The following is a 24012-nucleotide window of genomic DNA, read 5'->3' as shown; positions in this document are numbered from 1 at the left end:
TGATCCATTCGAGTGGCCCCCAAACGCCATTCCTACAGATGCGATGTGCTTTATTTTGTGCGCCTTGGTTAAGTGACCAATATTCCTGTAGGACATTTTGGGAATCATAGTTTGCAACACGCGCAAATATGTAGCCTGAATCACCGTTTCCTGGTGACATATTAGGAGCATTTTGCGGAGCGCTTGAGCCCCACCGATACCAGCCATTTGCCTGGATGGCGTTTAGGTCATCATCAGAGGTAAGTTCTTTGGATTGTTCGCCTAGCCCAAACCCTCCGGGCGCCTTATTAGCCAAAGCCGCTGCAACGTTCTCCGCCTCCGGATCCCCGCTCACTGGAATCTGTGTGGCGTTGTAGTCCCCGGCCTGGGGCAGCACCGCGCCAGTCCGGCCGTTGAAGGAGGACACACCTCCGACTATTCCGTCATTTACTTTTTTGATTGCCGCGTCGATTTCTTCCCCGCTGTAAGCACTGGTGTAATACTCGGTGGGCGGGGGCGGAATTGTTGCCATCTGCTGTTCGAGTTCAGCAACTTTTGCAGCGAGTTCTTCAATCGTTATTGCCATTTGGTAACCTCCTCAGGTGATGAATCTCCTGCCATGCTTGTCCAAAAACCACTTTGCATCTGAGGTCACCAGCGGGCCGCTCTCCTGCGGGATGGCGCGGCTGATATACAGAATGATACAGCCATCTCCGCCAGGGCCCCCAGGACCGCCATTACCGCCGAGCCCCCCGGTTCCGGCAGTGATTGAAACCGTGTAATCCGAGGAATCTGTGGAGCCGATGGCAAGGCCTCCTGAGCTGGCACCACCGCCGCCATAACCGCCGCGGCCGCCTTTGCCATACTGGGCAGGCTTTTTGGGTGTCAGGGCCGGCGTCGCTCCATCCAGACCAGATGCAGCAGTTGCTACAATCGAAGACGAGCGCACAGAGACGGATGCCTCTGGACCCGGCCCGCTGCCGTTTGCACCAGCGGCCGCGCCTGCCCCTAAGCCCCGGCTATACCAAATGCGGGCCCCATCATTCTCCCGCATCTCCATAGCCACACGATCCGGAGCATCCGCTTCGGTTTCGGTCAAGCCACCGCTCCAGGTATTGCCGTCCTCGTCGGTGACACTTTCCGCAGGATCAAAGAGCTGGACTGTCTCATCGTCAACGGTTGTGACTTCGGCCGCCTTCCCCGCGCCCTTGCCTCCGGGGATTCCCTGGTCACCGATTCCTCCGTATTTTTCCCCGGTGATGGGATCTGTGTATCCATCCTCCGGGGCTTGTGCTCCAGCTGTGGTTGCAGCGCCGAGTTCTGTGTCGCTGCCGGCAGCGCCATCCGGATCATCCGGGTCATAGGCAGCACCCAGGCCACCTAAGCCGCAGCTGTACGGGATGGATGCTATATCAGAGATATCCAGGGTCCCTTCGAGGATCCTGGCGCCTGCACCCGGAGCGCCGCCTTCTCCGCCCACACCGCCGTCAGCCAATCCGCAGCCTCGGTATTGGTCCCCCCACGTAGGATCAGACCAGGATACGGACGGCGACGTGCCGACATCCCCGCCTTTTTGTCCGCAATGTCCTCCCTGGGCCCCGCTAATCAAAACATAGCGGATCAAAGTAGTCCCAGCCGGGATTTGGTAAGTTCCCGACCCGGTGAGCACGATGCGCTCATCCAGCGTCTGGGAGTCATCCACCTGCGGCGGCTTGAATCCCACCAGTGCAGACACGGTGGCCTTGAGCGTTCCCGATATTTTGATGTCCAGGCTCTTGAGGCACGCCTGGACCATCTGTCGGTCAAACGGATCATAGATGCCGACCACATTGCCATCCAGCTGTTGCCCCGGCAGGATGTCTCCGTCAAAAGTGGCCAGGCAGGCGTAATACTGCGCCAGACGCTGGGCCACATCGGAGGAGTTGACCAGGGACACCAGCGTGGCGTCCGATACAGTCACCACATTGGGCTCTGCTGCCTGGGAGACATCAGCTGAGACCTGGCGGGTATTGTGGATATAGGCCGAGCCTATAAGTGTGCCATTTCCAGCCGTGATCTTGGCATAGTTGGCATTGCTCTCCAAAATGCTGAACCCAGAGGCACGAAGGTTGTACGCGGGCTCGGAGAATGTGATGATATCGCCCTGCTGGGACTGTCCCTCAAAGAGCGTGACCTCCTCTCCCCCCTGAACGTACTGGTGCTCTGTGACAACCACTTGCGTGACCTTTGCCCCGTAGGACATACTGGGACCCTGGTAGATCTGCGCCTGCGTGATATTGGCGGTATACCCGTCCCAAAGTCGCTCAATGTGGAGGACTCCATCCAGATCATCCCTGATCCATGCGCCGACGGCAAACAGGACCTGCGCCAGATTGTCCCGGCGGGATGCGATTGGCAGCCAACCATATATCTGTACGTCTTGCAGATTTGTTTTGACGACGCAGGGCACCGGGCCGCAGATTTCTGGGATAACCTGTCCCACGGTCTGTCCGGTGTAGATGCCGCCATAGTGCTGTTCCCCATGGATGAGCCGCCCAATGGCGGACATCGCGGATATTGCGTACTCGTCCGGACCGGTACGGGTGATGTCCTGGATGTAAAAATAGGCCGGCAGATCTGTGCTGTGGACATAAGTCAGCCGGGTATCTTGCTCGAATTCGAGGATGCTGCTGTCACTGCACCGGACTGTGGCGTTTAAGGTGTTGGGCTCCAAGCTGTCCGCGATCAGGGACGTGGCGCGGTAGATCTGCGCGGAGCGGATGTCGTCATCCTCAAACACCCATTTACTGTAAATAATCTGATTCATGTAGGCGTCCTCTGCGGCTTTTTGGCCGTGAACTGTACCTGCAGGCCTCCCCAGCGTGTGCGGTTGGCCACCTTCCCCTGATAGAGGTCTGTACCTACGGAGACCATGGCGCCAAAGGTGATGGTGCTTTGCCCATACGGCAGGGTAAGGCTGTGGCTTTTGACTGGAGCTGAAATTGCATCGAAAAAGGCATCGTAGTCGGCCGGAAATCTGGGGTCCGGATCCACCACCATGGAATAATCGTAATAGGTGCCCATAAGGTCTCTAGTGTAGTCTCCGGAAAGCATTTTCCCGGCGTTTTGGCCTTCGTCCAGCCGGAAAGAGCGCCCCAGGGTCTCATAGCGCACATTGAGCCGGTAAGATACACCATCCATGATAACCTGCACGCTCATACCCCCTTTGTGCTGACCAGGCGCACGCCTTGCCGGGCGGACTCCTGATCCAGCGAATAGGCAAGGTTCCGCGTAAATCCATCGGCTGCCCGCAGCACAATGGTGATCTGCCCAGTCCCCCCACGCTCGGCCATGGCATCCCGGGCGGCCTGCTTGATGGTGGAATAGGGAGCAACCACCTCCGGCTCCTGCCGGTTATCGCCCAGGACGGCCAGGAAAGGATTGTTTGGCGGGATCACGCCGCCGGACGCAAATGCGGGGATGCTGTAAGTCGAAGCGTCCGCCATGGTACGGCTCCCGGAACCGGATGTTGTGACCTCAATATCTCCGCCTTTCCCGCCAAGGCCCAGCAGATCAAGGAGCCAACCCACCGCATCCGCCAGTAGTCCAATTAGGTCTGCTACTGCCTCAATAACAGTAGTAATCGCCTTCAGGATGATATCGATGATGGGGGATAGCGTTTCGAGCACATCCGCAATGGCAGTTATCAACTCCAAAACGCTTGGTCCAAAAGCTTCAGCTAACTTTGTTTTGAGGTCCGCAACAGACTGTCCCAGCGTGGCCAGAGTATCGTCCATCTCCAGTTGAGCCTGCCGGGATTCAAGAATAGCATCGCTGTTTTCGTAGAAGGAATCGCTGGCGGTCTTGTATGTATTAGATAATGTGTCCATCAATAGCCGAGCGCGGAGACTCTCGTCATTCAGCATAGATAGCTGGCTATTTACTTCCTCCTCACTCAACCCGACCCAATTCAAGGCGTCCGCCAGGGTTCCGGTAACTTGTCCGGTTTTGGCCGTTTCATTGGCCGCTTCAATCAGCGATTCAATTGGGATGGATTCTCCAAAGGTGCCATAGACGCCTGCGGCAATGTCGATCCACTCTGCCACATCCTGTTCGTTTGTGGCAAGCTGAGCTAGTAGCTGAGACGCCTCTGTGGCTTGCCCCGTATCTCCGAGAATCGTGTAAAAGCCCTCATAGGCCTGCTTCGCCGTGTCCGAAGTGAATCCCGCGGTCTCAAACGCGGTATTCAGCAGGGCCATGGATTCCCGGTACTCCTCCGTGGCTTCGTCCAGATTCCAGATGGCCTCAGCGGCCTGAAGCGCAATATCCAGCAGCTTGGTCATTGCGCCGCCCACAAAGTTGGAAATGACCCCGTCCGCCAGGGAAAAGCCATCGTCCATCCCGTCTGCGGCATCGCCCACGTCGTTCAGACTGTCCGAAGAGTCCTCCGCGGAGTCATCCACATCGTTCAGCCTCTGCTCAAAATCCCGGAGTTCCTGCTCCGCGAGGGAAGCCCGGGCCCGCGTCAAATCCAGCTCCAGGTTGAAATCATTCAGCTGGCTCTGGCTCAGAGAGCTGTCGAGATGTTCGGATGCCTCCTCCATCTGTGTCAATCTGTCGGCTGCGAGGGCGGACTGCTCCGCCAGAAGCCGCTGCTTCTGTGCAAGCAGCTCTGTATTGGTGGGGTCCAACTTCAGGAGCCGCTCTACATCCCGCAGGTTTTTTTGCACATCAAACAGCTGCGTATCGGTCTCGCGAAGTGCCTGGCTGAGTTTTGTGGTGTCACCGTTGATCTCAATGGTGATGCCTTTGATTCTGCTTGCCAAAACGGGACACCTCCTTAAAAGCTGTCAAAATCGTCCTGTGTCGGGAGCTGCTCGTACGTACAGTGGTCATTGGCGGCTTCCGTCATCATGTCCCAGACCATTCCAATCGTGAGCAAGTCCAGGTCTGACATGGATAAGCCCATCTGTGCTGCCCGCAGCAGGAACAGGGCGGTGGTCATTGGCCGGTCTATCGGCCTTGTTTTTTTTTAGCCTCCACAAGGGTCCGGACATTTTCCAGCCAGAGCTCAGAAATCACAGGGAATACTGTGTAGATGCTGAAGGAGCTGAAGGTCTCCAGCCATTCCTCCACAGTATTTGCCTCCAGGCTGGGGTCCGCGTGCTTGGCCATCAGGAACGCCACATTCTCAAAGAGCGTGAGGATGTCCACAGGGACGCTCTTTTTCTCCTTCTGAGCCTTGAGAATCTCTTTGCGCATGAAGGCCATGTCCTGCATGATATCCCGATGGAAGCGCAGCCTGTATAATCGGGGGATTGCGGCAGTTGCCCGGAATGTCACCGGGCGGCCGTCGATCTCAATCGTTTTCTCCATAATCAGCCTCCAGCATTAGCGGTGACTTTGGCAACGCCGCCGGCCATTGCCTGTTTGTCGGCATTGACCTCCACCACAGCGATCTGCTGGCCGGTGGTGGCGGTGATCTCCTCGCTGCCGTCCCAGTCGGTCCATCCCTCGCTGAGTACCTGCCCATAGGCGGGGAGCGCCACAAAGGCGGAAGTCTGATACTTATAGCTGTTCCCGCGGGTCAGCTCCGGAGCGACTGTCAGAGCTGTCTTGCCAGACGTCGCGCCAGCGGCGCTGGTCACCACCAGTTCTCCAAGCGGCTGCCATACCGCGTCATACCAGCCTGCGTACTGGGCAGCCGGTGTGTCCACCGTTGTCCGGGCCTTTGTATTGCCGTTGGGCAGGGGAGAGGCCGTCAGATTCATCGTCTCGGTAGACGGCTCTTTGGTGTTGGTCGTGGTACCGCCCGATACGCTGGGACGGGTGCATGTGCAGTTGTACAGCACATGGCGGGTTACCTTCTTGTCCCCGTCAAACTCAAAAAGCAAAGCAAAGGGACTTGTCTGGTTGTTGATATTCTCCACCAGCACCTGCGCGGCCTCGTCCATGGTCTCATTGAGCACATCCTGACGGAATTGATCGGGGATCAGCGCAACCTCAAAAGTGCCGGAGTAACCATCATTCGCAGCGGTTACAAAATACGCCATGTTGTCGGCATAGAATGTCGACGTGTCGCCCTGAGCGTCCATGGTCAGGCTGACAGAGCCGGGAATGGGGATGGGTTTCCCGTATGTAACCGTTCCGTCCTCGGCGATGGTAAGGAGCGCGTAATGGGCATTTTTGAGGCCGTATTTGACCTTGTTAGGAGTATTGGTAGGCATTGTCACACCTCAATTTCGTATATGATCTCATAGCATTGCTCGTCATCCAGGTATTCCTCAGACTTTTCCCAGCACAGGCCCTTCAAAGCAGCCTCTACCGCATTTTCTGCTTCCAGGTCCTTGCTTTCCGTGTACAGTTCAATGCTGATGCGGTTGATAACCTGGTAAACCGCATCATCAGCATTAAAATTGTTCGTGCTGGAGAACAGATAGCAAACAAAGGGGAGTGGCGGGGCATTTCCCACAGGGAACGCCCGGTAAGCCACCGGAAGGCCGGCCGTTTCCAGCAATTTTTTGATTTCCTCCAGGCTCATGGACTTCCTTCCCCCAATTTCCTCCGAAGCTCTTGCTCCAGTTCACGCTCAGCGAACTCCTCCGCAGGGGCGATATGCGGGAAAGCCCGCGTCCGTCCCCCGTTCGTTTTGGCGTGACCGTTTTCCAGCAGGTGCGTCAGCTGGTAGTGCTTGCGGTTGTATACAGTGATCTGGATACTGCCGGCGTTGTCATAGGTTTTCTTCTGCGCCCATGACTTTTTGTAGGCACCGGATGCCGAGGGGCTCTTCTGCTTGACCACCTTCACGGTTTCCTTTGCCACGGCGGTTACGGTTTTTTTGACCGCACCAGCGACCTCGCTGGCATATATATCAAGTTCCTCGGTGACGGCATCCACCAGATCCTCAGCTCTGATGTTCATTTTGCACCCCCACCTTTCGCTCCAGATACAGCTCCATCTCATCGGACCCCTTGCGGAGATAGGTGCGGTAAATGCTATATCGCTTCCCGCGGTATTCCGCCTCCGGCTGACCGCTGTAATTGATGATCGGGGTAGTAAAGACAAGCTCAGGCTTTCGGCCTTCCTGGCCCGCGCTGTACCACTCCGCACGGTTGATGGAGCTGATGGAGCCGAATATCTGCTGTGTCAGTGGAGGCCCGGCCGGCACAAAATCACCGATGGCATTCTGGGCCAGCTGCGGCTGCACCAGGACCAACACATCGTCCATCAGGTCCTCCTCGCTTTCTGCGAAAACAGGCGGTTGTTCAGCGCCCACCGCAGCATCCGGGGCATCTGCACGTTCTCCTCGCGCCGGCGGCGATAGAGATACGCCGCATACATCTCCACCAGCATCCCGTCATCTACGCTCTCAGTCAGGGTGATGCCCTCTTGGGAGATGTAGGACCGGGCGGCAGTAATCAGCTGCCCCAGATATGTATCCATTGCAGATGTTGAGATCTGCAGATCCACCTTTAAGGCGGTCAAGATTGCCTGCTCGCCCATGTCCTGCATCTCCTTTCGCTTTGCTGAATTTCATGTCATGCCACGTGTCCGATTCGGACACGTGGCCGGCTTAGCCGCCGATGGTAGCGGTGATGGTCACCGTATACACCCGGACGGCGTTGCCCTGGGTCACCGTCACGGTTACCACATTTCCCGCACCGTTGGTCAGCTTCACGGTGCCGCCGTTGCGGACGTTTTCACCATTAAATGCGACAGCCACCTTGGCGCCCGCCTGGGCTGACGTGGCCTCGATTTTGGCGGAGGCAGTGGAACTGGTACCGGTGTAAGAGAATGTATCAGGATCGAAGGTCCCAGGATTGAGGGTCACGCCGGAAATAGCCAGGTCCGTCAGCGCCGCGTCGTTGGCAATGTCCGCCGCAAAGGTCATCGTGGTCGTAACTTCCACGTTGTTAATGTTGATGGCCACGAAGGCACCGGGAATGATGGGCTGGCCGTCCGCCCGCTGCTTGCCCTTGAATACCGTGTTGTCCTGAATGAACTGGACCTCACGGCTCTGCTCAATGGTCATGCCGGAGCGCTGGGACCACAGGTACAGGTCGCCGTAGCCGCCCACGATGTCGCCATCCGGCATAAACTCCAGGATATCCACGTCGCCGGTGATGATGGGCAGCACGCCGAAGATATTGGATGCGATATCGCCGGTGGCGGTGAAGGTGATCACCTTGGATTTCAGGGTGGTATAGGTCTTGGAGTTCATGGCCCAGAACAAATTGCCGCGGCTGTATTTTGTGTGGGTGGCGCCGGTGGCCGCCATCAGCTGCGCCCAAAACTCCGCCCCGGTGACACCGCTGCCGCCGATCTTCAGAATGTTGGTGGTGTGCAGGTCTACCCACGCCGGGGCGTTGGCGGGATAGTCACTAGGCTGAGAAGTCTGGGCCAGGCGGGTCACGATACCAAGAGGCATTTTGGAGGCGGCGCCTTTGCCATACAGGATGGCCTTGTCCTCCGCCAGGCCGACGGACTCAGAGAGCATCTCAACGATGGAGCTGGCAAGCTCGATGTCGCTGTCCTCCAGCATACTGTTGCACACCGGGATAAATCCGGCCACCTTGTAGCCGTCCAGGGTCACCTGTCCAAAGACGAATGTCAGCTCATTGATGGCGCCGCACATCTCCGTCCATACAGCCTCCGGCACGATGCCGGCAATGGTCTGCCGGGCCTCGCCCCGGACATTGCGGACCCGCACACGGTTCAACAGTTTGCTGTACCGGTACATATTCTCGGAAATCAGGTCCAGGAACACCACAGGGATGGTCAGCTCCGCGCCGGTCACTGCCCGGTTCTGGCCCTTCATGCCCCGCATTTTGCTCAGGAACTCCTGGACCTCCGGCTGGGCTACGATGGCCTGCCGCTGCTCCATGGGCAGGGCATCAAAGGCCCGGCGGCCCATGGGCAGGGAACGAATGTTGATCTGAGTCTCCATGTGTACGTCACCTCTCACTTTCTCCCGCTTTTCCGGGGTCTTGGTAGCCGGGGCCTGGCGCTCCAGGTCCGCCAGCTCGGTCTCCAGGTGTTCAATGTCCGCAGACAGGGTCTGCTTGGCAGTCTCGTGGGCAGTCTTGTCCGCCTCAAAGGCGTCCACCTCAGCGGTGACGGCGGCTTCCTGCTCGGCGTTGCCGGGCTCCACCTCGCCGATGGCTGTCTCCAGATCCGCCTCCCTGGTCTGGAACTCTGCGTCCTTTTCCTCCAAGGCTTTCAGCTCGCTCCGCTTGGCATCCAGCTGCCGCTTTAGAATCAGGATCTTCAGCATGATTTTTCTCCTTTCGCTCCAAAAAATCGTTGTCTATCAGGCATCCGCATGGACGCCTCGCAGTCTCGCCAGCGTCTTGGCTTTCCAGGCCTCGCTGCGCCGCTTCTTCAGGTCGGCGAACTCAGTGCGCCGGACCTCTACGGAGGTGTCCGTGTAGGCCGGGAAGGTCACCACGCTTACCTCGTACAGCCGGACCTTTCGGATGATCCACACCGTGGGTTCGCCGTCCTGATACTGCACATCCTGGTCCAGGATGTCAAAGCCGAAGGAGCACTGGGACACGTCACCCCGCTTGACCCGCTCGTACAGGTTCACAGCGTCCTGGTCTGCCTGGTTGACGATGATGGAGCCCCACAGTCCCGTCTCGTCGGTCCGCAGGGTCAGGGTCCCCGCCGTGGTCCTGCCCAGCACCAGCGTTGTGTCGTGGTTGGTCAGAGCCCGGATATCGCCTTCCGTCTCCCCGTCAAAGGCGCCCGGTGCGATGGTCTCATAGACACCATCCCACAGGTCATAGCGGGAATTGTAGACAGCGAAGTATCCCTCAATATAGAGATTGCCGTCCTCCGCCCGAGTCCGGAACTGCCCGTCCCGGGGGATTGAAAACCTTCTTTCCGTCTCACTCACCTCCGTTGAGTTTATTTTGATCTCCCAGTTTTTCCGCAGGGATGTAGTTCTCCAGGGCCAGTAGCTGGTTCATTTCCGGATCCGGCGGCAGGTTTACCCAGCCGCGCCACTCGTTCCGCCGCAGGGCCATCCGGTCTACCATCTCCGCACCGGCGCTCACCAGCTCGTTGATGGAGTAGGAAAACAGGCTCCAGGAGTTGAACCGGAAGAACCAGCCGGGCGAATATAACAGTTTTTTGGTCAGCTCCTGCTCCATGTTCCGGGCTAGGGGCATGATCGTCGTGTTGATGAAGTTGTTCCAGGCGTCCCGGCTGAAGTCCCCCACGCCCAGCACGAAAGCCGGGATTCCCAGCACCGCCGCCACGGTCCGCTTGTCCAGCGTCACCATGGCGTCCAGGGCCAGATCACTCAGGGTCAGGGGCTTCACCTGCTCCACCTCAAACTGCTCCGCCGGGATCATCCAGGGCTCTCCGGCCCGGGCGGTGTCAATGTAGCTCTCCAGCAGTACCCGGCGTCCCTCCGGGCTGGAAAATTCCTCCGTCAGAGCATCCACCTTGACGATCAGGGACGGTTTCCACTTGGATTCCATGAACCCCTTCTGGGTGGTCGCTGCCTGTTTTAAGTTCTGGGCCACGTCCGCCAGGGAGATCCGATACCCCGTCCCCAGCCAGGGATACAGCGGGTCCGGATTGAGGGTAAAGTGGAGCACATCGTCCGGATCATACTCTTTGCCGTTGACGATTACCTGATAGCCCCAGCCGTCTGGGATGAACGACACGAAGGCCGAGGGGATGGGCTGCAGGTCCCGGATGATGCCCGCACGGGTACGGGGCCACACCACAGCGTTGCCGTTGCCCTCAAGGTACATGGTCCGCACGATCCAGTGGATGAAGTCCGCCCGGGTCATGTAGGCATTGGGCTCGATGTCGATCTTGCGGCTCAGCTCATTGAGGATGCGGACATCCCCGTCCTTTTGGTTCTCCATCAGGTGGATGGTCATAGACCCCACCAGCCGGGCAATGGTATCCACACCGGCGCAGATCTCTGGATTTGCCGCCAGGCTCACATAGCCCTGGTAGCAAAGGCTGTCGTATGTATCTGGGGCACACAGCCACGCCATGCTCCGGGTCTGCTGGGGGCGCTCTCTGGGCGCCGGCCGCGCCCGCCGTCTCTTACTCACGTTCCAAGCCACTCCTTTGCCTTCTGGGATTTCTCCATGTTCTCCAGGTAACGGATGCAGGCGAACACCGATGCGTCAAACAGGTCGATCCGCTGCTCCGGCCGAATCTTGTCGTACTGGACCATGTCGTCCGTCTTTTCCACGGCGGTCACGTTAGCCACGCAGTATTCGTAGGCCTCACTGTGGAGGTAGTAGAGCTTTCCGTTCTTGGCTGCCGCCTCGATATGCCGGAAGCCCTCGGACTTCTTGTAGTAATACTGGGGCTGGTCGATGATCTTGAACCGGGCGTTTTTCATAGCCACGAAGTACTCCCGGCAGAATTTCCGGTCGTGGCCCACCTGGCGGATTTTGAAGCCCCGCCGCCGCATGTCGATAAACCAGTTGACCACGTCGGCGTGGTTGACCGTCGGGGAGTTGCACAGCGTCAGCCATCCATCGTCCGCCCAGCCGAACAGCGGGATTTGATCCTGCTCCGCCTTGACATGGGCCGCCACCACTGGGAAAAATGCGTGGGTGATGATGATGTCCACGTCCTTGTAGTGGCCGAACAGAGCCGCCGCCGTCAGGTCGTGGAGCTTGGAAAGGTCCGCTCCCCCATACCAGTCAATGGGCAGCTTGGCCAGCTGCTCCAGCGTCCAGTCGTAGCCCGCATCGCTCTTGCGGAACTCATCGATGTCGAACCAGGCCCGCATAGCGTTGGTGTAGACATTCAGCGATTTTGCGAAAAAGTCCTTTCGCTGCTGCGGGTCGTTGACCGCCTGCAGAGCGTCGTTGAGGATGTCCGCCGGCCGGATGCTGACACCGTACGCCGGGTTAGCCATCTCCTGGATCTTGGGATCCGTGAAGTCCACGGTCCCGTCCTTGACGCCTTCTGGTGCGCAGCACATGAAGATAAAATACTGGTCATCCCTGATGGTCCCGTCCAGGACCTTGCGGCAGTATTTCAGCCGCTGCCCCAGGAAGCCCTGCTCATTGTCACCGGCCGTAGAGATGCCGATCATCAACTTGTTGGTGTAGGCCTTCATGGCCTCCCGGATGATGTTGTACTGCTTCGGGGTCTTGTAGGCGTGCATTTCGTCTGCGATAGCCACGTTGCAGTTCAGGGAATCCTGGCGGTCCGGGTTTGCCGCCAGGGCCTGGATGAAGATGGAGCCGTCCCCCAGGTCGCCCTGAATGCTGTGCTCCTGGTTGTTGTCAATCACCCGGAAGTTGTCCTTCTCCCCCATCTGCTCCAGATTGAAGTTGATGAAGTTGAAAGACTCCAGGCTCTGCTTCAGGGCCGCCGCCACGATGTAGACCTTAGACCCGCTCCGCCGGTTCAGCAGCGCCAGGCCCCAGGCCAGCGCCGCAGCAAAAGACGTCTTGATATTTTTCCGGGGGATATAGATCAGGGCCTCCTTGTACCGCCGCTCCTTGGTCCCCGCCAGGAAAAAGCCCAGCAGGTTGTACACGATAAACTTGTGGAATGGCTCCAGCAGGAACGGCTGCCCCCGCAGCGGGGTCCCGTCCAGGCGCTCCCCCTGCTGATGCACGAAGGTGGTTTCGATGATCCGGATCACAAACTCCGCATCCCGGGGATTGAAGTCCCAGGCAGGATTCTCCAAATCCTGCTTGAACCGCCTGCACGCCTGGACCAACTCCGGGCAGGCGATCTTCCGACCCTTCAGGATGGAGTCCACGTACTCCATGACCGTTGCCCAGCTGGGAAAACGCTTCGCCTTCCTACGGGCCATCCTTCAGCGCCTCCGCCAGTCTGGATTTTTTGGGTTTCCCCTTGCCGGCATCGGCTCGGGCCTTGGGGTTGAGCATCAGCCGGTCCGAATACAACAGGATGTCCTTGCGCAGGCTCTCAATGGTCATGGAGAGAGGGGACTTTTTGGCGCCGCCGTCGGCCGTCGGCGTGGCGTAGTGGTAGCTTTTTCCGTCCGCATACTCTGCGTTAAGCCGGTAATATTGTTCTCGCAGTCCGGCATAAATCTCGATTATCGGCTCATATTCCGGAGCAAAAGTGCCCATCTTTTTCATGGCCGTTACGGTCTGCGCCTTAATGGTTTCGCGCGTGATTGCAATTCGCCCCAAAAGCCTCGCCTCCTCCCCGGAAAAGTCTCATACGGGGGCTCTATTGGAAAAAGTCCCACCCGCCGGTCTCCAAGGCCCCCCGGCTGGGGGTCCTTGGGTGGGGGGGGATCAGTACCTGCGGCCGTACGTTGCCGCCCGTGCCTTCTCCGGGTGTGCCTTGTTGTGACACCCCTGGCACAGGCTCACCAGGTTGCTGTCCTCGTAGGCCAGCTCCGGATACTCATCCACGTGCTTGATGTGATGGACCACCACCGCCGGGCGGTTGCGGCCATAGCGCCGGCACCACACGCAGCGGTAATCGTCACGCCGCAGGATGGCCGCACGCTTGCGCTCCCAGCGCTTGCTGGTATAGTCAAAGCCCATGATCTCCCTCCGTGTCCGAATCTGACACGCCCAGGCGCCTGGCCCAGGCTATCACCTCCGGGCAAACAAAAAAACGCCAGAGCCACGATCCATCCCCGTCTGAGGTAGATCATGGGCTCTGGCGCTTGACGCTCTGGCCTCTCTCGATATTCAGGACGATTTCCCGCCGGCATGTCCGGCAGTATACTGGCAGTCCGTGGGCCTCCGTCTCCGGAGTAATCCGCAGCAGCCGATGGTTCCGTCCGCACTCCGGGCAGGTTATCCATCCGTCCTTTACGATAATGCTATCACATTTCCGTGTGCTTTGCAACGGCTTTCCCTCACTTTCTTTTGTGTGTGCCTATCGTTCCACTAGATTTCAAGATTGATCGCGCGCACGCGCGCGACAGATTCTAAATAAAGAACCGTCCTCCAAACTGCGGCCCGTCCGGCAGGATATAGCTGGCGTAGTAGTACGCCCCGAAGTCATTCTCATGGGCACCCTTCCGGCACCAAATCACATTGTCTGGAACCTCAATCAGCCCGCTATCATCCCGCCACCGTTCCGGCTCCGGGATCTGTGCCTTCAGTCCCCGGCTGCAACTCCACGGGTGCTTGCCCAGCGGTATCACAAATCCGTCCGGCCGCTCCTTGTTGAAATACTTGGCCAGCCGCCGGTAGCCGCCCTCCCGCATCAGGACCGGCTCGTCATCCACGTCGCCAGCCGTCCACAGGTGCCGCACCTCTGCCGGGGAGAAGTCCTCGTCCCGCAGCAGTAAGTGTACGTGGAGCCGGTGGTCCCCGTGCTTGCCCTCGATGCAGCCGATCCAGTCGAATGGCCCGCCGTGCCATCGCTGCATCCGCGTCCGGGCTGCCCGGAACATCTTTCGCATCCCATCATATCTGTCCGGCAGGTGGAAGTCGTCACAGGTCATCGTATAATGGCTGCCCCGAAAGCCAAACTCCGCCAGCCGCAGCTCCAACCGATCCACCTGAGTCCTGCACACTGCGGTGTGCTTGGACCGGACAATCTCATTCTTGTCCCGCCGGTCTTCTCGGGAGTCGTACCGGCTCAGCCGTGGCCGCAGCGCCCTGCACTCTTTAACTAGCGGGCCTGCCCGCTGGCGTACACAATACCACAAGGACTGATTATCTCCCCGCAAACTGCTGCACCTCCTCCGCACTGACACACCACTTTGTAGAATATATGTGCCCATCCCAAATCTCCAGACGGGCAAGCATAAGAAACGGATGCCAAACAGGCGGGGCTCTGGATGTGGAGACCGTGATGCGGAAATCTCCAAGAGTTCGGGTCATTACGGTCTCCATCCCAGTATCTAAGGCAGCTTGGATGGTATTCAAATCGTTGTTACTTAGCAGCAGACAAATCCCTCCCACGGGAAGCAAAGGCCGTCATCAACCGTAAACATTGCCGTCACCTCACAAAACCGATAAAAGATCATAGTGTTCATAAATCCATCGGAGCGCACCGACAAGATCATTCTTCGTGATGCTGTTGTGTGTTTCCATCTCTGCCACCTTCTCGATTGCCATTACTTTTGACTGCATGGCGATATCTGGATCGTTCAGGTGATACTTCGCAATCTCGATTGGGTCCGAAAGAGATACGTTGAAACTTGGGAACCGAACCGTTTTTTTAGACATTACCGTCCTCTGCTCCCTCCAGCGGGCGGCGGTAGAACACCCAATGCGGGATTTCTTTCACATCGTAAATGCTACCTGCCGGTGTGATGATATGCCCATGCTGGCACAGACACCAGTACCCGTTCCCGCCCTCGATGGGTTTGCAGGCAACCCATACAGGCTCGTCCATCTCCCGCAGCTCCTCCAGCGTCAGCGGCTCGTTCGGCGGGGTGGTTTCGGCCAAACTCGCCATCTCTTCAAATGATTTTGAGTAATCCGGCTTTTCCAGCGTGTATCCGGCGGCGAACATTTCTAGCAGTTGCTCCACTGTAAAGCCTGTTATGATCTGGAGCTTTGTGTAAAGCTCATCAAGCTCTCTCACTCGATTTACCCACTCGTTCAGCGGGGTGAGGGTGGAGATTGCTTCTTCGCGATGGCCTTTGCGGTAGTTTTCCAGCTCGGCCCGCAGCTTCTTGTTTTCGGCCTGGAGTGTGGAGAATGTTGTGAAGATATCCGGCTTTTTAGGGGAGAAATCCGGACAACTCCTATCAATATCCGGATCTGGGCAAGATGTATATTTCCAGCACCACCCCCAAACAGGGGTCCCTTCATCGTCTCCCCATCCCCATTTCTCACAATCTCTGCATTTCATCAGGTGTCCACCTCTCCCTCCGGCGGGCGGCGGTAAATTCTCATTTTTCGTTCTTCAATGTTATATTCAAAGTTTACTTGCCTCCATCTTCCGCGTAAAAACGGGATGCCACCCCACATTCCAGCACTATCAACAGAAATAATACCCCAGCAACTTTCTTCACCATCGTCCCACCACGCTGGCTCTCCATCCATCTTCCGCAGTTCCTCAAGCGTCAGCGGATCGTTCGGCGGGGACAGGGCGGCAATTGCCATGTCGATGGCCTCATTGATTTGCTCCCAGGTGTATCCATCACCAGGGATGGTGGTTTTCCGCTTCAAAATCGTTACAGCCTGTTTCCTGTCCATCCTCACCCCTCCTTTCCCGGCGGCTCTGGAAGGGGCATCCAGTATGTTACCTTATCCGCAATCCCAAAAGCCGAATACTCGTCCCAGTTATGGCTGCTTTCATACCATCCAGGGTTAACAAAGTAGTCATCCGAATCTTCGTCATACTGGTCGCAGCATTCCCAGTCCCAGGAATAATCAGAATCATCCCGGCGCATCCCTGGTGGAACATAAAACCCCTGACACTGGTATTTATATCCGTTGGGAGTTACACAGAAAAGTCGCACCTCTTTCTCTGCATCTGGCAGCCTCTCCTCCACGCTCACCCACTCGTTCGGCGGGGTGAGGGTGGGGGCTTCCGCGAGTTTACGAACTGCAAAACTCACTCCCGCGGCATAGCCATAGGCCCATTGCCGATCCTCAAGATCATCGCCCTCCCGGCAAAGCTCTGCCTCTAGGGCATCGCTTATGTAATCACCATCAATCGGTCTCACCTTATCCCTCCTCTTTTTTCCAATACTGGCCGGCGCACCGCTGTCCTGTAACGCACGCCGTACTGATCTGGGCCGGGTTGACGCCCACGATCCGGGCCGCCTCCTTGATGGACACATAGCGGGTCCAGCTGCCGTCTGGTGCTACGGCAATCACCGGCTTACAATGGCCCCTAGCACCTCGGTAGCGTTTTTCCAACCGGTCCGCCGCCTCCTTGATGACAGCACAGCCGTGGACACTGCAGCCGTGCTCATGCCCGCATCTAAGACAGGGCAGGCCTCCGGTCTCTGGAGCCATCCGCCGCAGGGCATTGATCAAGTCAACTGTCTCCATAGCCGCCTCCTATCCTGCCGTGTCCATGCACAGCACTAGGGCCAGCACGATGATCCAAACGACGATGGCCAGCCGGTACAGCGCCCGCTGGCGGCGCTCCCGGCCCGTATAGCGGCCCATCTCACGCCGCCTCCCGGAACACCGCCAGCACGGCGTCCAGGGTGGCCGGCAGGTCCAGCCCCGTCACGTCTACCCGCCGGGAGTAGCCCCCGGCCAGGTAGATCATGGCGGTCTCCCGCAAACCCTCGTCGGTGTCCCGGGTGTGGTAGGCCACCCGGCACACGTTGGGGTACATGGACGCCACGCAGCGGCTTAAAGCATGGTTCACAAAGTCCTTTTTTCGCTCATATCCCTGCTCACTCATATTCTTCTCCTTTCTCCGCTGCACCCGCAGCGATGTCAATGCCAAAGCGATCCAACATCTGCGCGATGGCCGTCAACTGGTCCAACGTTTCCCGGTCCTCTGCGGTCACCGGGCGGCCGCAGAGTGGACAGGGGTCTCCGGTTTTGACGATCCGCATCAGGCGATCCTCCCTGCTTTCTGTTTTTTCTTGGCTGGCCGCTCTGCCCCTGTACGTTGTGCCGCAAACCAGGGTGTCAGGACCTCCCGCTCCCAGCGGTCGCAGAACTCCCGGACCTTCCGCGGGATTTTGTGGGCATACTGCTTGTGGTCTCCGTGGCGCTCATTGCCGTATCCGTGGAGCTGGATTTCCTTTGGGATCGTCCCGTTCATATTGATCTGCAGGGTATAATAGCTCCGCTCCGGCCTGCGGCGGTGCCGCACGAAAAACACAGGTTTCCCAGAGCAGTGTGCACTGCCGTAGGTGCCGACACAGTGCCGCAGGACCTTTCCTTCGGAGACCAGGTCCTCCTCCACACGAGGAAGGACGATGCACAGATCTCCGTCCGTCCATTCCAGATCCCGAAACCGGATGAATGTGCTGGTGAATCCCAGCTGATACGATGCCTTGAAATGGTTGGCCCAGAATTTGGTGATCCGCTCATGGGCGGCCAGCAAATCGCGCGGCCACCGGGTTTCTTCCGTTTCCGCCATCTCCGCGTCCCGCAGCATCTTGCGGTAGTCAATCAGCATCTGTACGCCATCTTTAACGGCTTCCCGTTTCTCCAGATAGCGGACCACAGGCAGGGGGAGCAAATCTTCCCATCCGGCGGCCACCATCTCCAGGAGCTGCCCCACGGCCTTGCTGCCGATGCGCTTCCGGCAGTATTCAAAGTCCATTGCGTCAGCACTGGGGAGCTGGCGCCGGTATCTGTCCCAGCACTCCACATCCTCGGCCCCCCAATGATTTCGGGAGATTTCCCGGAACGCCGGTTTGCTCATGTGCAGCATCCGGTGTGGCTTGACTTCCCTCCAGTCCACCCACGGGATGGACGGCGCGTCGCAGAGGTCGTGGACAGTGGCGGCAAGGTCCAACGTGTCATCCATCGTGCTGACTACCGCTTCGGAGAGCCCCTGCCGCATCAGGTTCTCCACCTGCGGATGCTGCTCCCATACGTGGAGGTACGCTCCGGGCCAGCAGCCGCCGGCAACTATGTATTCCTTCAGCGCCGTCTTTTCGCCGGTGTGCCGGTCCAGATCCGGGACATAGGCCAGCGTCCACCCGCCGATCTTGCGGTGGTGGGCTGCCTCCCAGGAATAGTACGGCATCTGCATCGGGTCCCGGGTGGAGCTGCACGGCAGCCAGACCACATCCCGTACATCATTCCCGGTCCGCTTGGCGCGGAACCGCCGCAGCCGCCCGTCGCCGTCAACCAGCAAAGCGGCGTGGGACAGGAACAGGATGTGATCGCCTCCGGTGTTGTCAAAACGCCGGCTGACCAGCCAGTACATGACGGCGGTATAGGTCTCCACGTTGACCACCTCCGCCTGAAGCACCTGGTAGGTGCGTCCCCGGCGCAGGTCCGCCCGGCGTGTCACCTCAACAGCGGCCCAGCACTTGGGGCAGAGGACTGTCTCGCCCTCCAGATACACGTTGGAGACCGGCCCCGGCTCCGCATAGCCGGCGCGGGTTGCGTCATCCGGCCCCGTCTCCAGCACGATCCCGCCGTCGGAATATCCTGCCTCGAAGTCCTCTCCGCAGTTGGTGCAGGTACACCAGGCGCCCCAGCGGTGCTTTGCCGTCCGCCGGCGCCGTTCCCAGGCCTCCGGGCACATGATCTCGTCGAGTGGTTCTGCAAGCGTGAAAGGTTCACGATGGAACAAGAGCATTGGGGTTCCCAGTGCATCCCCGTTATCGTAGATATCACTGAGCACATCGTTTACCAGGTCACTGCGGGGCTCTACCGGCAATTTCTCCGCGACTTTCTTCCAGTCTTTGTCCATATCGCACCTCACAGGAAATCCGCCAGATTGAGGATCTTCGGAGAGCCGCTTTCCGTGGCCGTGTCCCTAGGGGCGCCAAGACCGTAGAACTCCCGCAGGATGGCGTCAGCCTCCCCGGGCAGCACGCAGCCAAAGCCGTCGCTCCTGTGCCCATCCGCAAAAGCCTTGATTTTCTTCTCCGCCTCCGTAATGGACATGGAGGCGTTTTCCAGGTCCTGCGCCAGGATCTTTGCGCTGTGCGGCTCCCGGCGGCAGATATCTTTCAGCTGCTCCGCCACCAGCCAAGGTGCGGAACGCTCCTTCACTTTTCGCTGCTGCTCTTCCAGCAGTTCGATTGCCCGGTCCATCATTCCTCCGCGCACCTCCTCGTCACATCCGCTAGAGCCAGCAGGGCCTTCTGGAGCTTTCCGGCAAGTTCGATATCTCCCCGTCCCCGGACCTTGAGCAGCAGCCCGTGGAGCTTGTTCACGGCCTCGTTCCCCTGACTGAACAGCAATTCAAACAGGGCAAGGTCCTTGTCGCCCGAGATCGCGGCCTGACGTTCCGCCTGCTGGGCTGCCTCCAGCTGCTGCCGGATCGCGGCCAGCTCCTCTTCCGCTTTCTTCCGCTGCTCCTCTGCCTTTTTCTGAGCCTCCGCAGCTTTGTCCACTTTGGCCTGCATCCGGGTCTCCGCTTCCCGGCGGGCCTCTTGCAGAGCCTTCTGGTCTACCTCCACAGCAACCTCCACCGGTTTCTCACGCAGGGCCTTCAATTCAGCTTGGGCTTTGGCTAGAGCCTCCCGGGCCTGGGTCTCCCCGGCCTGTGCCGCCTGGTGCAGTTGCTTGAGGGCCGTCATGTCCGCTTCCATTTTGGCCCGGCTCTGGTCCGCCGTCTCCGCGGCCGCCCGGGCCGCTTCCGCCGCGTGCAGGGCCTCGTCCCGCTCCTTCACGGCCTTTTCCAGCTCCCGGGAAGTCATGTCAATGACTGACTTTTCCTCACCGTCCACGACATGGTTTTCCTCCATAAAGCGTTCCCGCTCCTCCGGCGGCAAAGCCAGCAGCGTCAATGCTTTTGCGGCTCCCAAATCGGCAAGCGCTTGCCGATTTGTCCATTCCCGCGCCAACCGCATGAAGTTGCGGGCGGTACGCTCAGAAAACTCGACCTGCTCCGTCAGCCAGGGCAGCCACTCCCCATGCGGAAGCATGGCCTTGGCCTCGATCAGCCTCTGGCCGATACTCAAGATAGCGTTGCCGGCATCCTGCTTCAACCGCAAGATCTCGGTAGTAATGATCCCAATGTCCCGCACGGCGGCAGGCTCCCGCGAAGCCTCCGTATATTTGGAGATATCAAACGCCATGGAGCTCACCTCCCAGATATTCCTCCACCCACATCCGGTAGTCCCTGCCCGCGGCGCTCCGCGGACTGTACGCCTCCAGCGGAACCCGCTCGAAGGTGCTCTCCGGGACTTTGTCGGTCCGGCGGATAGGTGTCATGAAAACAGGGATCTCCCCCTGCCGGAGCAGAGCATCCGCCTGCGCCACCACATCTGTGTTCCGCCACTGGGTAATCAGCACGCCCGCCACTTTAGCCGGCAGCCCATTGCGGCGAAGCCCCGAGATTTGTCGGACCATCGTTTCCAGTCCCCGGAAAGAGAAGCCGTCCACGGTCACTGGGATTACCACATCATCCGAGGACATCAGAGCCGCTACAGTGGCGCAGGTATACCCTGGGGCGCAGTCGAAAATTAGATAGTCCACCTCGCCATCAGTTTGCACGGCATTGATAAAATCCCGCATCCGGTACCTGGCGCCATAGTCGCTGCCGTAAAGGAGGGCCTGCAGGTCCAGCGTATACAGGTCCTCCGAACCTGGCAACAGGTCCAACCCATCACGGATCGGCATGATATTATCGCTCCAAAGCGGCTCACAGGTCCCCGTCAGTACCTCCGCGACAGACAGTCCTTCATCCAGTGCAGGGAAGAAAAAATCCGTCAAATTGCATTGGCCATCGCAGTCCGCCAGAAGCACCCGCTTTTTATAGTCCCTGACCAAGATGTCCGCCAGGTTGATGGCGGTGACGGTCTTGCCGACGCCGCCTTTGTTGTTCATAATCGCAATCGTCCTCATTCAAAACAGCTCCTTTTCGTGTGGTAAGTATGGCGCGGACCGGTCCACGATGCCCTCGATCCGCCTTGTGTATGGGTAAAACGTCTCCCGCCAGGGAATACCCAGGTCGCTCCGGAACTCCACGACGTAAAATCGGCTTTCGGGGTGTATGTAGACCACCTGAGCCGGTCGGGGCTGGTCATTGGCCCCCATGTACTCCGTGTAAAAGTTAGGTTTGATGGTCAGGATGTATCCGATCTTCAACTGGCTCCCCCTTTCCCCCAGGGGGTGTCCTGGAAGCTGCCCCCGTCCGCCCAGAAGCTCACCTGCCGGGGCGGCTGCTTCTCCCGTTTGGGCTTCTCCACCGGTGGCTCCGGAGTTTCCGGCGCGATCCGGGAGAAGGTCTGCAGATCGCCGTCAAACCGGAACCGAACGTAGTCCATGGCCTCGCCCTCTTTGTTTTTGGCGATCTTCAGAATCCGGTTGGACTGCTTGTCATCATAGTCCTCCCGGTGCAGGAACAGCACCACGTCGGCGTCCTGTTCGATCTGGCCGGAGGAGCGCAGGTCACTCAGCACCGGCGGGCGGATTTTCTTGGTCTTGGCGTCCCGGTCTGGGCGGGATAGTTGGCTCAGGGCCACCACCGTAGTCCCGGTGATCCGCCCAAACTGCTGCAAGCTGCTGGAGATGGCGGAGACCCGCTCAAAATCGGACTGTCGGGTGCCTCTGGGCGCAGCAATCTTTTGCAGATAGTCCACAAATACCACATCGTACCGGTGGGCCTGGCTGTACGCCTGGATGTCCAGCACCGTCATGCCGGCGGCGTCGATCAGCGTCAGCTGGGGAGCCGTCAGTTGGGGCCGCAGCTCCAGCAGGTCCCTGTAATCCGCCTCTGTCAGCTGGTTGCGCTTGATCTTGGTGTAACTCAGCATGGCTGCCCGGCTCACCGTCCGGTCAAACAGCTTGTCCCGGGTGGACTCGTAGCTGAAGAACCCTACCCGGTGATTTCTGCCGATGCCGAAGGCAAACTGCAGCGCAAGGGCCGTCTTGCCATCGGACGGGTACCCGCCCAGCACCACCATGTCCCCGGGTTCCGCAAAGATCCGCTCGTCCAGGACGGGCACACCCCAGCTGAGATACTGCGGCTTCTCCTCGCCGTTGTGCCGGTCAAAGAACCGCTCTAAGCCCTCCGCCATGTCCATGGCCTGGACGTTTGGCCGGCTCACCTGCTGGGCCCGCATCTGATCCAGCAGTGTCTGAGCGTCCTCCAGGCGGTCGGCTTCCGCCAGCTGGGTGCCCAGGGTCCGCAGGTTGGACAACGTGACGGAAGCCCGCAGGGCGTCCACATAGTCATCCACATGAGCCGCCGTGGTCGTGACATCCATCAGCCCCTGCAAGATCGAGGTCCATGGGCTGTCCACACCGCCCCCCAGAGTCTCCCGGACCAGGATAGGGTCAATGGCCTGCCCAGCCCGGAACCGGGCCTGGATGGCCTGGAATATCAGCCGGTACTTCTTTTCCGCAAAGTCCTCGCCCCGCACTCGGCTCAGCACCTCCGGCACGGTATCCGGGTCGATCAGCATGGAGCCCAGCACGCCCACCTGAGCGTCTAGCAGCCGCTGGGAGAGAATGGCATCCTGCTTGATCTCGCTCACAGGCACCGCCCCCTTCTGGCATCATTGGGCATGGGCGCCATCGGCCGCTCGTCGGCCTTCAGGGGGTACACTGTCAGCCAGTTGCGCTCCACAGCCTTATCCAGCATGGCGATACCTTCCTCCCGGCTCACCTTCCGCAGCTTGTTGATGATGGTGTTGATGCTCCGGGTGGTCAGCACCGGCTTTTTCAGGGCCTCCCGGTTTTCCAGGAAGCCGGAGAAGGCGGCCTGATACTCTGGATCATCCCCCAGGAATGCGTCTACGCAGTCCAGCACAAAGCCGGGGGTTTTAAGCCCCCCTTTGGGGGCTTTAGGGGTTTTATTTATTTTTTTCTTATATTCTTCTTTTCTTAGCGTCGGGTTTTCCGTTGACGGTTTTCCCGGTATCGGTTTTCCCGACAACGGTATATTTTGTTCGTCTACCGTTGTCGGGTTTTCCGACAACGGTGCTTCCTCCTGGAGGACAAAGATGTTACCGGCGAATTTGCCCGCTTCGTCATGGGCCTGCTCCTTGACCAAGTACCCTACCTTCAGCAGCTCGGCCAGCCCGCTCCGAATCTGGTCCTTACCGGTTCCGGCCAGGGTGGCCAGGCCGGAGATCGTGTACTGCCACGTCTCCGGCAGGCTCTGGAGCAGCAGGAACAGCCCCCGGGCTTTAAGGCTCAGCCGTCGGTCCTGGGCCACCTCCCGATACACCGTGGTAAACCCCCGGCGCCTGCCGCCCTTGAAAATCGCGTCAGCCATTTTGTCTCACCTCAGCTGCGTCATAGTAGACCCGCTGCGCCTCAAAGAAGCGTCGGTCATGCTCGGCATCGTTCAGGATGCCCAGCGAATAGGCCAGGAACAACGCCCCCGTGTACTGCCCATACGCATAACGGCAGCGATCCTCGCTAAATTTTTCCCGGATAACCCGGTCCATCCCGATCCGCAGGACCTCCAAGGCGACTTCCGCCCGCTCCGGTGTCACGTCCATCCTCACCGCCTCCCTTCAATCCGATCCACCAGCCGGAACAGTCCGCTGGTGAG

34 protein-coding genes are annotated in these 24012 nt (G+C 58.9%); all 34 read right to left on the bottom strand.

Annotated features, from left to right (window positions below; genetic code table 11):
• Positions 1 to 565 (bottom strand): pyocin knob domain-containing protein (locus HMPREF1546_RS19170; RefSeq protein ID WP_021751831.1); only part of this gene is annotated, 565 nt, incomplete at its 3' end.
• Between the two features lie 12 nt (positions 566 to 577).
• Positions 578 to 2785, bottom strand: coding sequence for a hypothetical protein (locus tag HMPREF1546_RS07690; protein ID WP_021747498.1), 2208 nt, complete (start codon positions 2783 to 2785; stop codon positions 578 to 580).
• Complete coding sequence (locus HMPREF1546_RS07685; RefSeq protein WP_051319979.1) at positions 2782 to 3171, bottom strand: hypothetical protein; 390 nt, start codon at positions 3169 to 3171, stop codon at positions 2782 to 2784. Before HMPREF1546_RS07685 ends, HMPREF1546_RS07690 begins: the two co-directional genes overlap by 4 nt.
• A 2-nt stretch (positions 3172 to 3173) precedes the next feature.
• Positions 3174 to 4784 (bottom strand): hypothetical protein, encoded by a 1611-nt coding sequence (locus tag HMPREF1546_RS07680; RefSeq protein WP_021747496.1) that lies wholly within the window; start codon positions 4782 to 4784, stop codon positions 3174 to 3176.
• A 14-nt stretch (positions 4785 to 4798) separates the two neighbouring features.
• Positions 4799 to 4963, bottom strand: coding sequence for a hypothetical protein (locus tag HMPREF1546_RS19165; protein ID WP_021747495.1), 165 nt, complete (start codon positions 4961 to 4963; stop codon positions 4799 to 4801).
• 8 nt (positions 4964 to 4971) lie between these two features.
• A complete protein-coding gene (locus HMPREF1546_RS07675) occupies positions 4972 to 5334 on the bottom strand; it encodes a hypothetical protein (RefSeq protein WP_021747494.1) in 363 nt (120 codons plus the stop codon).
• Between the two features lie 2 nt (positions 5335 to 5336).
• Positions 5337 to 6185 (bottom strand): major tail protein, encoded by an 849-nt coding sequence (locus tag HMPREF1546_RS07670; protein WP_021747493.1) that lies wholly within the window; start codon positions 6183 to 6185, stop codon positions 5337 to 5339.
• Positions 6186 to 6187: 2 nt separating this feature from the next.
• Positions 6188 to 6499 carry a hypothetical protein gene (locus tag HMPREF1546_RS07665; RefSeq protein ID WP_021747492.1) on the bottom strand — a complete coding sequence of 104 codons (312 nt, stop codon included), beginning with the start codon at positions 6497 to 6499 and terminating at the stop codon, positions 6188 to 6190.
• Positions 6496 to 6879, bottom strand: coding sequence for an HK97 gp10 family phage protein (locus tag HMPREF1546_RS07660; RefSeq protein WP_021747491.1), 384 nt, complete (start codon positions 6877 to 6879; stop codon positions 6496 to 6498). The genes HMPREF1546_RS07665 and HMPREF1546_RS07660 overlap by 4 nt, the downstream gene beginning before the upstream one ends.
• The gene (locus HMPREF1546_RS07655; protein ID WP_021747490.1) at positions 6863 to 7186 is read right to left on the bottom strand and encodes a hypothetical protein; all 324 of its coding nucleotides are present in this window, start codon (positions 7184 to 7186) and stop codon (positions 6863 to 6865) included. The genes HMPREF1546_RS07660 and HMPREF1546_RS07655 overlap by 17 nt, the downstream gene beginning before the upstream one ends.
• Positions 7186 to 7461, bottom strand: a complete 276-nt coding sequence (locus HMPREF1546_RS07650; RefSeq protein WP_036629256.1) for a phage head-tail connector protein — start codon at positions 7459 to 7461, stop codon at positions 7186 to 7188. Before HMPREF1546_RS07650 ends, HMPREF1546_RS07655 begins: the two co-directional genes overlap by 1 nt.
• A 70-nt stretch (positions 7462 to 7531) precedes the next feature.
• On the bottom strand, positions 7532 to 9232 hold the full coding sequence (locus tag HMPREF1546_RS07645) for a phage major capsid protein (RefSeq protein WP_021747488.1): 1701 nt from the start codon (positions 9230 to 9232) through the stop codon (positions 7532 to 7534).
• 36 nt (positions 9233 to 9268) lie between these two features.
• Positions 9269 to 9856 (bottom strand): HK97 family phage prohead protease, encoded by a 588-nt coding sequence (locus tag HMPREF1546_RS07640; protein WP_021747487.1) that lies wholly within the window; start codon positions 9854 to 9856, stop codon positions 9269 to 9271.
• Complete coding sequence (locus HMPREF1546_RS07635) at positions 9849 to 11036, bottom strand: phage portal protein (RefSeq protein WP_036629251.1); 1188 nt, start codon at positions 11034 to 11036, stop codon at positions 9849 to 9851. Before HMPREF1546_RS07635 ends, HMPREF1546_RS07640 begins: the two co-directional genes overlap by 8 nt.
• On the bottom strand, positions 11033 to 12769 hold the full coding sequence (locus HMPREF1546_RS07630; protein WP_021747485.1) for a terminase large subunit: 1737 nt from the start codon (positions 12767 to 12769) through the stop codon (positions 11033 to 11035). The genes HMPREF1546_RS07635 and HMPREF1546_RS07630 overlap by 4 nt, the downstream gene beginning before the upstream one ends.
• Positions 12759 to 13115, bottom strand: coding sequence for a P27 family phage terminase small subunit (locus HMPREF1546_RS07625; RefSeq protein ID WP_021747484.1), 357 nt, complete (start codon positions 13113 to 13115; stop codon positions 12759 to 12761). The genes HMPREF1546_RS07630 and HMPREF1546_RS07625 overlap by 11 nt, the downstream gene beginning before the upstream one ends.
• A gap of 108 nt (positions 13116 to 13223) precedes the next feature.
• Positions 13224 to 13478, bottom strand: a complete 255-nt coding sequence (locus HMPREF1546_RS07620; RefSeq protein WP_021747483.1) for an HNH endonuclease — start codon at positions 13476 to 13478, stop codon at positions 13224 to 13226.
• A gap of 109 nt (positions 13479 to 13587) precedes the next feature.
• On the bottom strand, positions 13588 to 13788 hold the full coding sequence (locus HMPREF1546_RS18210) for a cysteine-rich KTR domain-containing protein (RefSeq protein WP_021747482.1): 201 nt from the start codon (positions 13786 to 13788) through the stop codon (positions 13588 to 13590).
• Positions 13789 to 13870: 82 nt separating this feature from the next.
• Complete coding sequence (locus HMPREF1546_RS07615) at positions 13871 to 14620, bottom strand: hypothetical protein (RefSeq protein ID WP_051361537.1); 750 nt, start codon at positions 14618 to 14620, stop codon at positions 13871 to 13873.
• Positions 14621 to 14897: 277 nt separating this feature from the next.
• Positions 14898 to 15122 carry a hypothetical protein gene (locus HMPREF1546_RS07610; protein WP_021747479.1) on the bottom strand — a complete coding sequence of 75 codons (225 nt, stop codon included), beginning with the start codon at positions 15120 to 15122 and terminating at the stop codon, positions 14898 to 14900.
• Complete coding sequence (locus HMPREF1546_RS07605) at positions 15115 to 15753, bottom strand: hypothetical protein (RefSeq protein ID WP_021747478.1); 639 nt, start codon at positions 15751 to 15753, stop codon at positions 15115 to 15117. Before HMPREF1546_RS07605 ends, HMPREF1546_RS07610 begins: the two co-directional genes overlap by 8 nt.
• Positions 15753 to 16100 (bottom strand): hypothetical protein, encoded by a 348-nt coding sequence (locus HMPREF1546_RS07600; RefSeq protein WP_021747477.1) that lies wholly within the window; start codon positions 16098 to 16100, stop codon positions 15753 to 15755. Before HMPREF1546_RS07600 ends, HMPREF1546_RS07605 begins: the two co-directional genes overlap by 1 nt.
• 2 nt (positions 16101 to 16102) lie before the next feature.
• Positions 16103 to 16573, bottom strand: coding sequence for a DUF551 domain-containing protein (locus HMPREF1546_RS07595; protein ID WP_021747476.1), 471 nt, complete (start codon positions 16571 to 16573; stop codon positions 16103 to 16105).
• 1 nt (position 16574) lies between these two features.
• The gene (locus tag HMPREF1546_RS18780; protein ID WP_021747475.1) at positions 16575 to 16904 is read right to left on the bottom strand and encodes a hypothetical protein; all 330 of its coding nucleotides are present in this window, start codon (positions 16902 to 16904) and stop codon (positions 16575 to 16577) included.
• Between the two features lie 121 nt (positions 16905 to 17025).
• Entirely contained in the window at positions 17026 to 17268 is a 243-nt protein-coding gene (locus tag HMPREF1546_RS07585; protein ID WP_021747474.1) for a hypothetical protein, read from the bottom strand.
• Entirely contained in the window at positions 17261 to 17425 is a 165-nt protein-coding gene (locus tag HMPREF1546_RS18775; RefSeq protein WP_021747473.1) for a hypothetical protein, read from the bottom strand. Before HMPREF1546_RS18775 ends, HMPREF1546_RS07585 begins: the two co-directional genes overlap by 8 nt.
• The gene (locus tag HMPREF1546_RS07580) at positions 17425 to 19248 is read right to left on the bottom strand and encodes a PcfJ domain-containing protein (protein WP_021747472.1); all 1824 of its coding nucleotides are present in this window, start codon (positions 19246 to 19248) and stop codon (positions 17425 to 17427) included. The genes HMPREF1546_RS18775 and HMPREF1546_RS07580 overlap by 1 nt, the downstream gene beginning before the upstream one ends.
• 8 nt (positions 19249 to 19256) lie before the next feature.
• A complete protein-coding gene (locus HMPREF1546_RS07575; protein WP_021747471.1) occupies positions 19257 to 19598 on the bottom strand; it encodes a hypothetical protein in 342 nt (113 codons plus the stop codon).
• Positions 19595 to 20584: a DUF3102 domain-containing protein gene (locus HMPREF1546_RS07570; protein ID WP_021747470.1), complete on the bottom strand. Its 990-nt coding sequence runs from the start codon at positions 20582 to 20584 to the stop codon at positions 19595 to 19597. Before HMPREF1546_RS07570 ends, HMPREF1546_RS07575 begins: the two co-directional genes overlap by 4 nt.
• Complete coding sequence (locus tag HMPREF1546_RS07565; protein WP_021747469.1) at positions 20574 to 21353, bottom strand: ParA family protein; 780 nt, start codon at positions 21351 to 21353, stop codon at positions 20574 to 20576. Before HMPREF1546_RS07565 ends, HMPREF1546_RS07570 begins: the two co-directional genes overlap by 11 nt.
• Positions 21354 to 21596 carry a hypothetical protein gene (locus HMPREF1546_RS07560; protein ID WP_021747468.1) on the bottom strand — a complete coding sequence of 81 codons (243 nt, stop codon included), beginning with the start codon at positions 21594 to 21596 and terminating at the stop codon, positions 21354 to 21356.
• A complete protein-coding gene (locus HMPREF1546_RS07555) occupies positions 21593 to 22987 on the bottom strand; it encodes a DnaB-like helicase C-terminal domain-containing protein (RefSeq protein WP_021747467.1) in 1395 nt (464 codons plus the stop codon). Before HMPREF1546_RS07555 ends, HMPREF1546_RS07560 begins: the two co-directional genes overlap by 4 nt.
• Entirely contained in the window at positions 22984 to 23730 is a 747-nt protein-coding gene (locus HMPREF1546_RS07550) for a hypothetical protein (RefSeq protein WP_021747466.1), read from the bottom strand. The genes HMPREF1546_RS07555 and HMPREF1546_RS07550 overlap by 4 nt, the downstream gene beginning before the upstream one ends.
• A complete protein-coding gene (locus tag HMPREF1546_RS07545) occupies positions 23723 to 23959 on the bottom strand; it encodes a hypothetical protein (RefSeq protein ID WP_021747465.1) in 237 nt (78 codons plus the stop codon). Before HMPREF1546_RS07545 ends, HMPREF1546_RS07550 begins: the two co-directional genes overlap by 8 nt.
• Positions 23960 to 24012 lie beyond the last annotated feature (53 nt).

The sequence above is a fragment of the Oscillibacter sp. KLE 1745 genome (assembly GCF_000469445.2).
GTDB lineage: Bacteria > Bacillota > Clostridia > Oscillospirales > Oscillospiraceae > Oscillibacter > Oscillibacter welbionis.
Note: the sequence above shows the minus strand (reverse complement) of the source record. Positions and strands in the feature narration are given on the sequence as shown.

Bases quoted from the DNA above. Each gene is read 5' to 3' on its own strand.
- HMPREF1546_RS07665 (WP_021747492.1), bottom strand. From the start codon at position 6,499: ATGAGCCTGGAGGAAATCAAAAAATTGCTGGAAACGGCCGGCCTTCCG.
- HMPREF1546_RS07655 (WP_021747490.1), bottom strand. From the start codon at position 7,186: ATGGACGATGTGTTGGTCCTGGTGCAGCCGCAGCTGGCCCAGAATGCC.
- HMPREF1546_RS07630 (WP_021747485.1), bottom strand. From the start codon at position 12,769: ATGGCCCGTAGGAAGGCGAAGCGTTTTCCCAGCTGGGCAACGGTCATG.
- HMPREF1546_RS07670 (WP_021747493.1), bottom strand. From the start codon at position 6,185: ATGCCTACCAATACTCCTAACAAGGTCAAATACGGCCTCAAAAATGCC.
- HMPREF1546_RS18775 (WP_021747473.1), bottom strand. From the start codon at position 17,425: ATGCGGATCGTCAAAACCGGAGACCCCTGTCCACTCTGCGGCCGCCCG.
- HMPREF1546_RS07545 (WP_021747465.1), bottom strand. From the start codon at position 23,959: ATGGACGTGACACCGGAGCGGGCGGAAGTCGCCTTGGAGGTCCTGCGG.
- HMPREF1546_RS07575 (WP_021747471.1), bottom strand. From the start codon at position 19,598: ATGATGGACCGGGCAATCGAACTGCTGGAAGAGCAGCAGCGAAAAGTG.
- HMPREF1546_RS07690 (WP_021747498.1), bottom strand. From the start codon at position 2,785: ATGAATCAGATTATTTACAGTAAATGGGTGTTTGAGGATGACGACATC.
- HMPREF1546_RS19165 (WP_021747495.1), bottom strand. From the start codon at position 4,963: ATGACCACCGCCCTGTTCCTGCTGCGGGCAGCACAGATGGGCTTATCC.
- HMPREF1546_RS07660 (WP_021747491.1), bottom strand. From the start codon at position 6,879: ATGAACATCAGAGCTGAGGATCTGGTGGATGCCGTCACCGAGGAACTT.
- HMPREF1546_RS07570 (WP_021747470.1), bottom strand. From the start codon at position 20,584: ATGGCGTTTGATATCTCCAAATATACGGAGGCTTCGCGGGAGCCTGCC.
- HMPREF1546_RS07610 (WP_021747479.1), bottom strand. From the start codon at position 15,122: ATGTCTAAAAAAACGGTTCGGTTCCCAAGTTTCAACGTATCTCTTTCG.
- HMPREF1546_RS07675 (WP_021747494.1), bottom strand. From the start codon at position 5,334: ATGGAGAAAACGATTGAGATCGACGGCCGCCCGGTGACATTCCGGGCA.
- HMPREF1546_RS07650 (WP_036629256.1), bottom strand. From the start codon at position 7,461: ATGGGCGAGCAGGCAATCTTGACCGCCTTAAAGGTGGATCTGCAGATC.
- HMPREF1546_RS07620 (WP_021747483.1), bottom strand. From the start codon at position 13,478: ATGGGCTTTGACTATACCAGCAAGCGCTGGGAGCGCAAGCGTGCGGCC.
- HMPREF1546_RS07645 (WP_021747488.1), bottom strand. From the start codon at position 9,232: ATGCTGAAGATCCTGATTCTAAAGCGGCAGCTGGATGCCAAGCGGAGC.
- HMPREF1546_RS07600 (WP_021747477.1), bottom strand. From the start codon at position 16,100: ATGGACAGGAAACAGGCTGTAACGATTTTGAAGCGGAAAACCACCATC.
- HMPREF1546_RS07550 (WP_021747466.1), bottom strand. From the start codon at position 23,730: ATGGCTGACGCGATTTTCAAGGGCGGCAGGCGCCGGGGGTTTACCACG.
- HMPREF1546_RS07565 (WP_021747469.1), bottom strand. From the start codon at position 21,353: ATGAGGACGATTGCGATTATGAACAACAAAGGCGGCGTCGGCAAGACC.
- HMPREF1546_RS07605 (WP_021747478.1), bottom strand. From the start codon at position 15,753: ATGAAATGCAGAGATTGTGAGAAATGGGGATGGGGAGACGATGAAGGG.
- HMPREF1546_RS18780 (WP_021747475.1), bottom strand. From the start codon at position 16,904: ATGGAGACAGTTGACTTGATCAATGCCCTGCGGCGGATGGCTCCAGAG.
- HMPREF1546_RS07580 (WP_021747472.1), bottom strand. From the start codon at position 19,248: ATGGACAAAGACTGGAAGAAAGTCGCGGAGAAATTGCCGGTAGAGCCC.
- HMPREF1546_RS07585 (WP_021747474.1), bottom strand. From the start codon at position 17,268: ATGAGTGAGCAGGGATATGAGCGAAAAAAGGACTTTGTGAACCATGCT.